Below are 13,826 nucleotides of genomic sequence, written 5' to 3' on the forward strand. Positions count from 1 at the left end.
CAAAATTCAAAATATGAAACCCGAGCGGCCATAATTGAAAAGATTCCTTGTGACCTCATACAATCCTGCCTAAGCTGGCAGATCGCTCGCTGATCTTGAAAGCGGCACTGGTCAGTTCTTGCGAGGTCGCATCTTGAAGCCGGTTACTATCACGCGGGTTGACGTTATTGACTTGCGCTTTCCGACCTCTCGCGAGCAGATTGGCTCCGATGCAGTGAACAGAGATCCGGATTACTCTGCAGCCTATTGCATCCTTTCGACTGACGTCGGGTTGCAGGGCCATGGGCTGACATTCACGTTGGGGCGAGGAACGGAGCTTGTCACGCAGGCTTTGTCCTATCTCAGTCGAAATTTGAAAGGCCGAACGCTCGAAGCCCTTACAGCGAATTTGAATGCTTTCTATCTTGAGCTCACGTGCGATACGCAATTTCGGTGGTTGGGGCCGGAGAAGGGTGTTATCCATCTCGCATGTGGTGCGCTCATCAATGCTGTATGGGACCTTTACGCAAAGAGCGAAGGAAAGCCTGTTTGGAGGCTCCTGGCCGAGATGGAGCCGGAGGAAATCGTACAGGCCATCGACTTCCGATACATCGAAGATGTTTTGGCTCCAGACGATGCCCTGGCAATTCTCAAGAAGGGCAAGAGTGGACAGTCGGATCGTTTCAAAAGAATTGCCAGTGATGGTTATCCCGCGTACACGACTTCAGCCGGGTGGTTCGGGTTCAGTGATGAAAAGATTCGCCGTCTGTGTCGAGAAGCGCTCGCCGAGGGCTGGACTCACTTCAAACTCAAGGTTGGCGGAGATCCGGAAGACGATCTCCGCCGTGGCCGTATTGTTCGAGAAGAAATCGGACCCGGCAACTTCATGATGGTTGATGCGAATCAGAAGTGGGGAGTCCAGGAGGCCATTCGTCGAACGAATCAACTGGCAGAAATTGATCCGTGGTGGATGGAAGAACCGACCAGTCCCGACGATATTCTCGGGCACGCAAGGATCCGCCGGGAAACATCTACGCGAATCGCGACCGGCGAGCATTGTCATAATGCAGTGATGTTCAAGCAACTGATGCAAGCGGGGTCGATCGATGTGTGTCAGATCGACAGCTGCCGGGTTGCCGGAGTGAATGAGAATCTGGCCATTATTCTGATGGCGGCGAAGTTCGGCATTCCCGTGTGCCCGCATGCAGGCGGCGTTGGGCTTTGCGAATACGTCCAGCATCTGTCGATCTTCGATTACCTCTCAGTTTCCTGCCAGTTAGAAGATCGAGTGATCGAGTTCGTCGACCATTTGCATGAACATTTCCGCGATCCGGTAAAGATTCGTCGCGGTCGGTATCTGGTGCCGGAGGCGCCCGGATACAGCATTGAAATTCTTCCGAAATCTTTGGATAGATTCAGATTCCCGGACGGAGAGGCATGGAGAGAGGAGGCCGATGAAGATCGTCTCATTCAAGCTTAAGGATGGCTCCACTGGCGGTGGAATTTTGGTTGGGGAGAATATTCGACGGTTGCCCACTACCGGTGCCGACGATGTGCTCGCCTTCATAGAGTCTGGCGGCACCTTGCCGCTCGGTGAAGAGATTCCGTCAAATGAAGTGACCCTGCTGGCCCCGCTGTCGCGACCGCCGCGTGTATTCGCAATAGGCCTCAACTATCGCGAGCATGCCGTCGAATCCAAAATGGCGGTTCAGAAAGTACCGACGGTATTCCTCAAGCTTGCTTCTTCGATCACCGGCCCGGATAGCGATGTGCTTCTCTGGCCCGAGGCCACGCAGCCAGATTATGAGGCGGAACTCGCGGTCGTGATCGGTAAGGCTGGCCATCGAATTTCCAGAGACCGGTGGAGAGAGCACGTATTTGGCTATACGATCGTGAACGACGTCAGCGCTCGAGGAGTGCAGCTGGCAACTTCCCAATGGACTCTCGGCAAGAGCTTTCCAACGTTTACGCCGATGGGGCCATGGATCGTCACCGCTGACGAGATTGAAAATCCGCACGGCTTGGATATTCGTCTGACGCTCAACGGAGAAGTCATGCAGTCGGCTAATACGCGAGACCTGATATTTGATATTCCTGAGCTCATTGCTCATATCTCGAGCATCGTTCCGCTTCAGGCCGGTGATGTGATTAGTACCGGAACGCCCCGAGGCGTGGGCCTCGGCCGAAACCCCCAGCGATGGCTATTGCCGAACGAGACGATGACTATCGAAATTGAACGTATAGGGGCGCTCAGGAATCAGACCCGCGTGCCATCGTAAGGATTTGCTGCTATCCGTGCTCTGGCGGATTCGTGTGATATCCAAGCTGGGTCGAGATATCCAGAGCCGCAGTCTTCAAAACATCTGCTATTTGCGCGGTGCGGCTTCTTGTCATTCGAATCGTCGGACCAGAGATGCTGATACCGGCTGCTACCTGACCCGAGGAATCCAGTACGGGTGCGGCGACGCATCTTGCTCCAAGCTCTACTTCTTCATCGTCGATTGCATAGCCGCGCCGCTGAATCCGACCGAGTTCAGCCACCAGCTCTGACGGACGAGTGATGCTGTGTGGAGTGAGCTTTTCCAGTTTCGTCGTCGCCAGCAGTTCGTCGCGAAAGTTTGTACCCTGCCAGGCTAAGACAGCTTTGCCGAGAGCCGTGCAATGCAGTGGCCGGCGCATGCCAACCTGAGACACGAGCCGAAAGTTATGTGGGCTCTCGATGACGTCCAAATAGATGATCTCTCTGCCATCGAGCACGGCCAGGTTAACGGTTTCGCCGGTTTCACGCCAAAGAGCTTCGAGAACCGGGCGGCTCACCTTTCGGATCGTGGACTGATAGGTGCTTCCGGAGCCAAGGTGAACCAGACGTGGACCGAGAAGATATGCTCCTGTGCTGTCACGGACGAGATAACCCTCCCTTTCGAGATGAGCGAGGAACCGGTACGCGGTGCTCTTGTTCAGTTTTGTCTGTTCGGCAATTGAGCGCAGTTGTAAGCCGTCGCGCGATCTGTCAAGGAGATCGAAAATGGAGAGAACCTTGGTGAGGACTCCAACTGGAGCAGAGCTGGATTTGCGAACTTTCATAAGCGATACCCGGTCATGCTAGCAGGGAACAGGAAGATTGAGGATTCACCATTTGAAATGAAACTTTGAGCGGTCAATGTGACTCTGAATCTCAAAATGAGAGCCTTTGTTCTTGTCTCTGCCCACATGCTTGGATACTAATTCATATATTGAAACAGGCATGTCAAGAAAGTCTAGTTTTGTGCTTGACCAAGATGTTGGCAATCTCCTAGATTTTTTCTCTAAGTAGTGTGCCGCCGAACCAGACAAATCCTTTTTGAGGTCACATACGGATGAATACGACATTATCTCGCCGCAATGTACTGAGGGCCGCCGGAGCATCTCTGGCGATGATGGGTTTGCCCGGTGCCGTCGCGCAGAGCCCGACCGCTATCAGCACAAGCCAAACTCCGAAAACACCTACGGACGAGTTGCAGCAGCGCACTCGGGCCCAGAGAATGCAATGGTGGCACGCGGCGAAGTTTGGAATGTTCATTCACTTTGGTGTGTACAGCACAATTGGCCGTCACGAATGGGTAATGGAAAATGAGGCGTGGCCCATTGGTCCCTATACCGCTCATGCCGCCAACTTTCGCCCGGCGCCCAACTGCCCGCGCGCGTGGGCGAAACTGGCCAAGGCCGCGGGTATGAAGTACATGGTGATGACTACCAAGCACCATGAGGGATTTTGTAATTTTGATACGAAACATACTGACTACTGTGCTCCGAAGCAGGGTCCAGGTCGGGATGTCGTCAGAGAGTACGTGGAGGCGGCTCGCGCAGAGGGGCTTCACGTGGGCTTCTACTATTCGCTGATGGATTGGCATCATCCCGACGGAGCGCGTTGCGCTAGCGACGAAGCGGCGAGGCGCAGGTTCGTTGATTACACTCACGCGCTTATCCGTGAGTTGTTGACGAACTACGGCAAGGTCGACGTGCTTTGGTACGACGTCGCGTGGCCGCTCGATGCGGAGGGCTGGGAGTCGGAGCGGATGAACGAAATGGTCTTTCAGCTGCAGCCCGAAATCATCGTGAACAACCGCAATAAGCTGGAGGGCGACTTCGCTACTCCGGAACAAAAGATCGTGGCTGAGACGAATGGGCGTGCATGGGAATCGTGCATGACATTGAACGATAGCTGGGGTTATCAGCGGGCGGACGATGACTGGAAGTCTTCGCGAACAGTCATCCGAAATCTGATCCAGTGCGTCCGCGACGGCGGCAATTATCTTCTAAACATTGGCCCGAAGCCGGATGGCTCAATTCCCGAGGAGTCGTCGCGGATCTTGAATGAGGTGGGGGCGTGGATGCAGACGAACGGCCACACTATCTATGAATCGGACCTGTGCCAGGTGCGCCGCTCCAATTACGCCAGCTTTACTCGCATTGGAAACACGCTGTACATGCATGTGCACTTTTGGCCAGGTGAGTATGTCGCCATCAGCGGTCTTCGCACAAGGGTGAAGTCCGCACGGCTCCTCAAGACTGGTAGGGACGTGAAGTTTACGCAGGATGACTTCCAGACGAAGTTCACCGGCCTTCCGGAGAAGGCTCCGGATTACCCCGTCACAACGATTGCGATTGAGTGCGAGTCGGAGCCGACGCAAGACACGGATTACGTCCGCATCAATAAGCCGCGCGGAAGCGTCTAGATCACGCCCAAAAAAGAAACGCCGCCACGGGTGTCCGTGGCGGCAATTTTTGGTGGCAGCGGGGTACCCCCTCCCCTCCCCCTCTTTTTGCGCAAAATCTTCAAAACAAAAGGGTTGAGGGTGGACCTAATACTCGAAAAAGTCGCGGAATGTGCAAAGTCTTCAAAACAAAGGGGTAGAGTTCACAGGGGGATGCCCCCGCAAACTGGCCTCAGAACTCGATGCGTGCGGAGAGTTGCGCCGAACGTCTCGCGTTCGCTTGTGTGCCGGAGACTTGGCCAAAGCTCGAATTTCCGTATATCGGGCTTGCCACTGTGAATTGAGTGTGATTAGTGACGTTGTATAGATCAGCCTGCAGGCTTACGTGTGCGCTCTCGGTGAAATGGAGGGCGAATGCACGACGCAAGCTGATATCAACGTTATAGTTGCCGGGGCTGTAGAGGTTGTACGGCGCTGTGCGGGGCAGGTTGCCGAATGTGTACGCCGGGGCATAGGCGAATGCCGCCGAGTTGATGAACGAAATAGTGTTGTAGTTCGTTCGTGTGACTCCGTGCCCCCAGTGGCCGTTGGGCATAACGTTCGCGTCGGGAGAGAAGGTTCCACTGTAGCTCGGCATGCAAGTGCTCTGCGCCGGATTAGCGTTGCACGAAGCTCCAGTGATGGGCAGCGGTGAACCAGAGTAGGCCTGGTAAATCGTGGAGAACCTGTACCCGCCAAGGATTGCACGTTGCCACTCATGGCTGTTCGCGATAGACCGACCAAACGGCAGCTCCCAGACGCCGGTTACTACGAGGTGTTGCGGCTGATTGCTGGTCGAGACCGTACGTTCGATGCGATCAGGCGCCCAAGCACGGCCGGTATTGGAGTATGCCGCTGGAATGGCATATCCGGTACGGAACGTTCCTCCATCGTCGATGGAACGTGACCATGTGTAGTTGGCCATAAAAGTCACGCCATGAGTCGGTCGCATGTTGAAGCTGGTTTCCAGTGCATGATAGTTGGCGTTCGCGACGCCGCCGACGAAATCGCTAACCCCGTTGAAGGGAAACGGCGTCAACAACGTGGACAGGGACTGGCCTGTATTGAAGATTGAAGTGTAGGAGGGGCATACGCCGGAGTTGGCCGCACAAAACGTGGTGAGCGCACTGCCGGTCGCCGTCAGATTGCCCGCTAGGCTTAGATATTTGGGGTCCAATTGATTCGCCCAGTAGCCACGCGGATTGCTCCCGTCACTAACAAGGAAGTGCCCCTGGGACCCAACATAAGTGATTGTCGATACGAAGGTATTGGTCCATTGATGCTGGAATCCGAAGCTCCAGTTTTCGTATTCGGGCGCGCGCGATCCATAGTATGGATCGATATAAGCGATCGAGGGGGGTTTAGCTGTGTAGCCTGCAATATTCGTGTAACCGGTAGCAAAGGCAGGCCCGGATGCGCGACCTGCTGCCGTGGCGATGGTCGGATAAGTGGGGGTGCTTCCGGCAGTAAAGGCCAGCTGCGCAGTGGTGTCACCGTTAGCGCCTGTCGTACCCGCTGACGAGAATCCAAGACTGACGTTGCCGCCGCCAAGTGAAGAGGGGGTTCCTCCGCCTACGGCACCTCCGTGGGTGAACATCACGCCCCAACTTGCGCGCCACACAGTTTTGGAGTCACTCTGAAACGCCAAGCCGATCCGCGGCCCAACGTTCTTCCAATAGGTATTGATCGGCGTATCGCAATTGCAGGTATTCGTTCCGTGGCCCGCGAACTGCAGTATGCCAGGTTGGCCGGTAATTGGATTCGTCGCCGTTGGGTTGAAGAAACTCATGTTGTCGGAGACCTCGTGGACCGGTGGGAAATAGTCCCAGCGCAGACCGAGGTCAAGCGTGAGCCGCGAGTTCACCTTCCAGTTGTCCTGAACGTACGGCGAGATGGCGCGGAAGCGTGAAGCGTACTCCTGCACGCTGTATTCAGTCATTGAAGAAGAATTAATCTGGCCGACGAGGAAGCTTGCGTATGCCAGTCCGGTACCGCCTTGGACGGTGTATGTGCCAGCTGCGTTCTTCGGGTTGATCTCCGCCGTTTGTGTAACTGTCGGGGTCAGCGTCAGCGGCGTCGTTCCCGTTGTTGCCGGGCGGTTGAGATATTGCAGCCAGGCGATCTGGCCGCCCAGCGTCAATGCATGACTGCCGAACGTCCACTGAACGTTATCAACCAGAGTGAAATTCTGAGCGATCGTGACGGAGGCTGTCGTGCCGGCCCAATTTGTCGGCGCGTCCGTGCCGGAGTAGCTGACGATGGGGAATGCATTGGCAGCCTGCCCGGCTGGCAGATTCGTGATGCCTCCCAGGCCTGAAGCGCCGTATCCGGGATTGTAGTCGGCGTTGAAGGTGGGGCCGTTATAACGGGCAAAGCCATACTTGATCTGGTTAATCACATGCGGCGAGAAGATGTGCGTCTCTTCGACGATGCCGACGGCTGTTTTCGGAGCATACGCCTGGCCGTAGTTGTATGGCACCGGACCTACATTGCGGCCGGACGTCGTTTGGCCCACTGGGACGGAGCTGGCTTGACGGCCAACGGCCGCCGTAATTGTAAGCGTGTCCTTCTGATTGATATTCCAGTCAATACGGTCCGTGGTTGACCAGTTATTCAGTGCAGTGCCGTTTGCAGCGTTGTAGTTGTTCTGCACGTTCTGGTTGGAAAGCGCTGGCAGAAGGCTCTGCAGGTTGAGCGCAACCGGCGAGAACTCACTTGCAGGAATGACGTTCTTCGCTCCAGTAAGCGTGCCGTTGCCGGGGTTGCTGGAGTTGGAGTTCGTTGGGGAGCCGGTTACGTGGGTATATCCATACTGGTAACGGCAAGGTATTCCGCCGTTGTTGGCGGTGCAGTTCGCCTGAGTGAGTGGGTCGTAGATGTTGACGCCCGTCGCCGTGAAGTCTCCATGTTGCTCTGCCAAGGTCGGGAAGGTGATGCTCGTGGGTGTCTGGCTTGAGTAGCGGAAGCCGTTGTAGTTTCCGAAGAAGAAAAGCTTGTCCTTCCACGAGCCGAACGGAACAACCGGCCCGGACAGGAAGATCCCAAACTCATTGGAGTGCTCAATTGGCTTTACAGGCTTACCTGTAAAAGGACTCGTAATGTTCGCGCCAAAGAACCCCCACGTATCAAGGGCGGTGTTGCGGAAGAACTCGTACACGGCTCCGTGGTATTTATTCCCGCCCTGCTTAACCGTGTAATTCTGGACTCCCTGGCCCTCATACATCGCAGAGTATCCGTTCGTCTGCACCTGGAATTGGTTCACTGCATCGACGGAGATCGCAGTCCAAACATAGCGAGGATCGCCATTACCTCCGGCACGCACGAATACAACGCCATCGATGTAGATGGCGCTCACTGCTCCACGGCTTCCGGATCCGTTCACAATGCCTGCATTCGTTGTCGCGTTGCCATTGGTGTTGTTCGCCTGCACGCCGGGCATCAGGAATGCGAAGTCGGTGGCGCGGCGCTGATCGGGCTGCCCGTAGGCGCCCATCTCGATGGGCAGGGCAGAGTACATCTCCTGCTCCATGGTGGTGCCTAAGGTCGCATTGGTGGTTTCGAGCTGCGGCGGAGCCGCGCTGACCGTGACCTCCTCGCTCGTAGCGCCAACCGTCAACTTCGGATTGACCGTCTGCGTCTCGAGTGCGTTGACGTGTACGTTTTCCTGGACCAGCTTTTCGAACCCGCTGGCTGTGACGGTTACGGTGTAGTCGCCGGGATCCAGGGTCGGAAGTGAGAAGTCACCGGCAGAGGTGGTCGTGGTCTTGGTGGAGACGCTGGTCTGCTTACTGATGACCACGACTTGTGCGCCAGGAATTGCGGCACCACTGGTATCGGTCACGCTGCCGTTGATCTGTCCCTTGCCGGAGAGCTGAGCTTCGAGTCCGGGCGACGTGAGCAGAAGGACTGCTGCAAAGAGGAAAAGAGTTCGCAGCAATCTGAACGTGAGGGAGCCCGAGCGGCAGAAACTTGTTAGAAAAACCATGGTGCGCCTCCATCGGAATTCGTAACGACGTGTTTCAGTGGCCGGGGGATCTTGTTATTTTTCTTTGCAGCCAAGCTTGAAGCTGTCAGACCACATCTGTCAACCTCCGGACAGAAATTTGTTCCATCTCTATCGGATCATTTGCCGTTCAGCAGCCCCGACTTCTGACGCCTTTGCCGTTTGCTGTCCCACGATGCAAAGTTCGATCGGCTCCGCTCAAGGCTTCCCCCCAATAGCCGTTTTTATTCGGAATTCGACTGTTTCGGAGCATAGATGGGTGTCCGGCAGGGGACGCCTCGGTCGGTTCGGTCAGGGACTCTTGCTCTTTGATACGTATCAGGGCCGCACCCGTCTCAGCACGATCCTGTTCACGATCGACACGCCGCGGATCTGCGGGCGCCACACCCGGCTAAGCAAAGACCTGCCTGTCAGGATTCCATCACTTTGGAAAACCGAACAGTGCCCCCAACAAGTCAGTCGGGCAGTCTGTTCGGGCCGGGCGGACGATCTCAGATGGGCAAATCCAACAGGCGCGGATTTGCTCTAAGGCTGAACAGCATAGTCCTCGCGGTACGGTGTGAAGACGTCGAGCACCTCTGAGTCCTCGAGCGCACGCGCCTGGTGTTCGACCCCGCCCGGAACGAGAAATGAATCACCTGCCTTCGCCTCGAAGCGTCCGTTCGGGTGTTCGAAGATGAGATGTCCGCTAACGATATAGACCATTTGTTCGTGCGGATGACTGTGACGAGCGCCGATCCATCCTTTGACCATCCTGTGCCGCACAAGCATCATGCTCGGGCTGTAAGCCATCACCTGCCGCCGAAGCCCATCCTCAGGATTCGTCATGGCGCTGTCGTTGGAAGGGATTACCAGGATTTCGTTCTTCATCAGTTCTCCTGACAGATTCTAGTGGGGCACGACGTGAGGCGGAGCAGCGGCTGCTGAAACCGGCGGTAGCTTCACGGTGTTGTTGATGAGCGTTGTCTCCGGCACATCGCCTGTCGACTCGATGGTGACTGTGCCGCCGTCAAGCTTTGCGTTCGCTGGCGCGCGCAGTGTCAGGACGGCGATCTTCGGGACAAGGTCAATTGGCGCTTTCAGTGCGGGTGACATTGTAGTCGCAAGGATGTTGCCGGAAGCGTCACGCAGCACGACCTTTGCCGGCGGAGCATCCACTGCTCCCAGGCTATGCACTTTTACCGTGATTCTCCGGCCCATTATTCTCACATCCTCTGGGTCGATGCCAAGATCGGGTCGTGACCAGTACGGTGTTCCCTTCTGTTTGAGCGTCAGTTCCAGGACGGTGGTCGCGTGTGGCGCAAAGGTGACATTGATGCTGCGGCTGCGCTCGAACGTTGCGACTCGTGAGGAGATGTTGGCTGCCGGCTGCGTCTCATTTTCTTGCGTGCCTTGCTGAATCTCCCACTCGCCCGGATCGACCTCCCATCCGGCCATTTTCGCTGTGATCGGCTTTTCATCGAGATTGTAGGCAAGGATTCGAATGTGATTTGGTGTTCCCTCGGGCACCAGAATCGCAACCTTCGTGTCATCATCCGGACCCTGGAAACGCCAGCTTACGACGTTGCCGGGAAAATCGAAGTTGCGCATCAGCGCGACTCCACCGAGCCGACCGCGTTGGAGCTCGCCGTTGTTGTAGTACACGCGATCAATCCAAAGGCTGCCTTCACGGTTGATGAACTCGCGATCAAACGCTGTCTCGAGCTGCGAGACATAGACCTTTTCCAGATGAGAGGTGTCGCCAGTGAGTTGCCACGCGAGCTGCTCGGTCGTTTCGGACGCGTTACCCGAATCAGTGCGGCGATCGGGCGCGTTGGTCGCTAAAAGCTGTTTGCCCCACGTATCGCGAGTGTGAAGAATGTCCATCGCATCCGCGTTGATTGTGCGCAGCGATTCTGGCCCGTTGTCTCCAAATGGCTGCAGATACTTTGTGTCTCCCGTGAACTTATAAGCTCCCCAGAGCACAAACCACGGAGTCATTGCCGTACTGGGAAGATCCTCGTTCGTGTGAAAGTTCACGGTGAAATGCATCGTCATTTTTCCATTCGCATCTGGCCGACGATGAGCCAGAAAACCATCCGCTACTTCAGTGACCATCTTCACCGTCTCCGGGGTGCCGTTGTACTCGGCGAGCAGAAGAGCCGGATGAAACACCATGTAGGAGCGGTCTTTTGCCCATCCCCACACACCGCCCGTCGCCATCTTTGTAGCGCTGTAGTACGACGAGCGGATCTGGCGCTGGCCCGCGGAGTTATAGCCGGTCAACCATTCAAGCCGTTTCGCGGTCTGCATCGCGCGCTCAAGCTGCTTCGGACTGCCGTAATCGATCTGCATCGCCTGCCCGAGAACGTTGATGCCATCTTCGTAACTGTGCAGCTCGTCATATTGTCCGGTAGCGAGACCATTGGTGAACATGTCGTCCGCGTAGATCTCGTCGAGCGTGCGAAGCAAGGAGTTCTTCAACTTGTCCGGAGTGGATCCCATCATTGCAAGTCCGGGCCACCAGTTCAGGAAGTCGCTATCGTCACAAAGACCTCCGCCAAACTCTCCGTTTGAGATCTGGCGATTGTCCACGTACCAGTTGATCAGGCTCTTCAGTTGGCGCAGATCTTCAACCTGCAGGAACGCCCATTCCGGAACTCCCGGCGGAGCTTGCGGCAGCGTAAACGGCGGATGAAGTTGCTCATGGTTGAGCTCATTCCAATACTTGCGACCCAGATCGTTTTCAGGGTCAACCCGAAGCAGGTCTGAAACGTCCGCATCGAAGCGGTTATAGATATTCAGCTTACGGGAGTTGACTGACTCTTCGACCAGATTTGCATAATTATCCCGCACCTGCGTCAGCCGATCAGCGATGTGCTCTGGAAGTGCAGCTTTGTACGGCTTGAAGATCAATCGCACGTGCATCCCTTCAAGTGCGTGCACATTGAACTCAGGACTCGCCGACGCAATTGTGAGATAGAGGCTCTTCCCGTTCGGCAGAATTCGATCGCGAGTGTCGAGCCACAATGTATAGGGCTGGCCCGGCTTGATGGAAAAGCTGTAGTCCATCACGTTGCGCATCGGCCAGACCGGGTCTTTGATCTGGATGTTCATCGGAACGTACGCGCCGTGTGTAGGCGCAATGTTCATCGCCGGGAGATCAATCGCAACACCATCAAGTCCCGCATGCATGTTCTGCCAGCTGTACGAGGTGCCGTGCCCGATGTCCGTTTCCAGATCGCGGTAGTCACTCGGGATCAAAAGGTGAACGATTGGCAGCGGATCAACTCCAGAGTCGCTCGCCGTGCTCTTCGCTGCACGGCCATGTCCGATGGATGTGCGGCCGCCACCAACAGCCACTCCGGGCACGGCCACCATTGTTGCTCTCTCAGCAGCAGGGAAGCGATTGTGAATGAATTCAGATAGCGTTGCGAGCGACGGATTGGCCGCGCCGCCTCCCGCAGTCATTGTGTACCGCAGGACGGCGACTCCCTTTGGCTCTGCGCCCGGATGAACGTAGTAAGCCTCGAACTCCTGGATAGGCCACTCTGGTTCGGCATTGGTGAATCGCACCTTCTCGCCCGTGAGGGGCTCGCTTAGATCGAATGTAGTTCGCTGTGAGTCATGGGCCTTCTCGAACAGAGTCTTTGCCAGCATCGGGGAAGTGTCATGTTGGTCGGGATCGGCAACGGCTCCCGGTTTACCAGCGCCCGGCGTCAGCAGATCAAACTTTCCCGATGCACCGCTGCGAATTTCAAGATGGTTCCACGGCTCATTAGGAAGATAGAAGGTCACCGATCTTCCGGAAACCGTATAGCAGTCCCAGTCAGGTAGTTGGAAATAATCCCACCGGCCCACAAGTTTTGACCGGTTGAACACACCCGGCCACGTCGTCTCCGGTATTCCGTCCGTACCCTTCCACCACCACCGCTTGAGATCGTACGCATCATGAATCTCCACCTTCCGCACGGTCGTCAGCTCCGACGGAAGAGGCGCGGGAATCTTATCCGCGTGGTTCCAGCCATAGCGATACCACCACTCAGTCTCTGTCGCTTTACTCCACGTGTGACTGCCGCTTTGCGGAACACCAGGAATCTGCGCCGGCGTCTCTCCTCTCGCAAGAGACGCGATGTTGTCGTCCGAGAGCATGCGATCGTAAATCCGCACCTCGTCGATATCGCCGCCGCGATCGTAGTTGTAGGAGCTCTCAACGCCAGTCGGCGCGATAATTCGCGAATGTGGTCCAAACTGATCGAGCGCAGCATCGAACGGCCCTGTTGCCGCTTTCGTCGCGACGAGTTTGCCATTTACATAAAAGCGGATGCCGGTGTTCTCATCCCACGCGAGCGCAAGGTGCGTCCATTCGCTCGCCTTCGGAAAATCCGGCATCGTGTAAGACACACGCGTGCGCCCAAGGTTGTCATCGGTTACAAACGCATCGAAGCCATGTCCGTTGTAGTCGATACGCAACCACACCATGTCCCAACTTGAGTGGTCGCCATAGCCCACACGAAAAATAGGGAACTCCGTATCGTCAACCGGGTCGCGCGATCGCCAGTAGAACGCGAGAGTTCCACGCTGCGCATAGATGTTTCCAGGTGCCCAGTATGAGAGCAGTTGGTTGTTCCCGCATTGAAGATAAGAGCCCTTCGCCCCGCCCGGCAGGATCTTAACGTCATACAGGAAGTTGGGATCAGGGTTCCCGCCGGAAGCTAGGTCCGCCTTGAACCCATGATCTCCGGAAAGATAAAAAAGCAATCCGGGCTCATGCGTCGCCGCCGCGCCTCCGACTTCTTGAGCGCTGCAAACAAAGGCCGAAAAGGTGGCGATAAGAATCGCCGGCTTCACCAGCCTGCCAAATCGAAGTCCAGTCTGCGAAAACAGAGAACGAAACCGCATCGCCCGTAATAACCTTTCTTCGGAACCTGTTAGACCGATTTGCCGGAACGGTACCAAGCTGAACCATCAGAGCGCAAGCCAGGCGGCCTAAATCGTTCACGGACGCAATGAATAGATCGCCAGATTCTAAGTCAGGAAGAGCTCTTCCATGAATCGCAGACATTTTCTGAAGTGTGCCGCAACGGCAGCTTTAGCCGCGAACGCATCCCATAGTTTTTCTCAGAATGATC

The 13,826-nt window shown here is 56.0% G+C and carries 7 protein-coding genes; 3 read left to right on the top strand and 4 right to left on the bottom strand.

The genetic code is table 11. The features are described 5' to 3' along the window. Positions 1-133 precede the first annotated feature (133 nt). Positions 134-1,459: an enolase C-terminal domain-like protein gene (locus tag VGU25_17000; protein ID HEV2578906.1), complete on the top strand. Its 1,326-nt coding sequence runs from the start codon at positions 134-136 to the stop codon at positions 1,457-1,459. Continuing rightward, positions 1,434-2,258, top strand: coding sequence for a fumarylacetoacetate hydrolase family protein (locus VGU25_17005; GenBank protein ID HEV2578907.1), 825 nt, complete (start codon positions 1,434-1,436; stop codon positions 2,256-2,258). Before VGU25_17000 ends, VGU25_17005 begins: the two co-directional genes overlap by 26 nt. A 10-nt stretch (positions 2,259-2,268) precedes the next feature. Here the strand turns inward: VGU25_17005 and VGU25_17010 are convergent, their stop codons facing one another. Beyond that, positions 2,269-2,796 carry an IclR family transcriptional regulator gene (locus tag VGU25_17010; protein HEV2578908.1) on the bottom strand — a complete coding sequence of 176 codons (528 nt, stop codon included), beginning with the start codon at positions 2,794-2,796 and terminating at the stop codon, positions 2,269-2,271. Positions 2,797-3,335: 539 nt separating this feature from the next. Here VGU25_17010 and VGU25_17015 point away from each other — a divergent pair. Continuing rightward, positions 3,336-4,694, top strand: coding sequence for an alpha-L-fucosidase (locus VGU25_17015; GenBank protein ID HEV2578909.1), 1,359 nt, complete (start codon positions 3,336-3,338; stop codon positions 4,692-4,694). A 211-nt stretch (positions 4,695-4,905) separates the two neighbouring features. Here the strand turns inward: VGU25_17015 and VGU25_17020 are convergent, their stop codons facing one another. From VGU25_17020 to VGU25_17030, 3 genes are all read right to left on the bottom strand, one after another. Beyond that, positions 4,906-8,697 carry a carboxypeptidase-like regulatory domain-containing protein gene (locus VGU25_17020; GenBank protein HEV2578910.1) on the bottom strand — a complete coding sequence of 1,264 codons (3,792 nt, stop codon included), beginning with the start codon at positions 8,695-8,697 and terminating at the stop codon, positions 4,906-4,908. A 543-nt stretch (positions 8,698-9,240) separates the two neighbouring features. Further along, positions 9,241-9,585, bottom strand: a complete 345-nt coding sequence (locus VGU25_17025) for a cupin domain-containing protein (GenBank protein ID HEV2578911.1) — start codon at positions 9,583-9,585, stop codon at positions 9,241-9,243. An 18-nt stretch (positions 9,586-9,603) separates the two neighbouring features. Continuing rightward, positions 9,604-13,596 (bottom strand): LamG domain-containing protein, encoded by a 3,993-nt coding sequence (locus VGU25_17030; GenBank protein HEV2578912.1) that lies wholly within the window; start codon positions 13,594-13,596, stop codon positions 9,604-9,606. Positions 13,597-13,826: the final 230 nt, after the last annotated feature.

Source organism: Acidobacteriaceae bacterium (assembly GCA_035944135.1).
Lineage (GTDB): Bacteria > Acidobacteriota > Terriglobia > Terriglobales > Acidobacteriaceae > Granulicella.

What these genes read in the sequence shown, in the direction of transcription:
- VGU25_17005 (HEV2578907.1), top strand. Translation starts at nt 1,434, where the DNA reads ATGAAGATCGTCTCATTCAAGCTTAAGGATGGCTCCACTGGCGGTGGA.
- VGU25_17015 (HEV2578909.1), top strand. Translation starts at nt 3,336, where the DNA reads ATGAATACGACATTATCTCGCCGCAATGTACTGAGGGCCGCCGGAGCA.
- VGU25_17020 (HEV2578910.1), bottom strand. Translation starts at nt 8,697, where the DNA reads ATGGTTTTTCTAACAAGTTTCTGCCGCTCGGGCTCCCTCACGTTCAGA.
- VGU25_17025 (HEV2578911.1), bottom strand. Translation starts at nt 9,585, where the DNA reads ATGAAGAACGAAATCCTGGTAATCCCTTCCAACGACAGCGCCATGACG.
- VGU25_17030 (HEV2578912.1), bottom strand. Translation starts at nt 13,596, where the DNA reads ATGCGGTTTCGTTCTCTGTTTTCGCAGACTGGACTTCGATTTGGCAGG.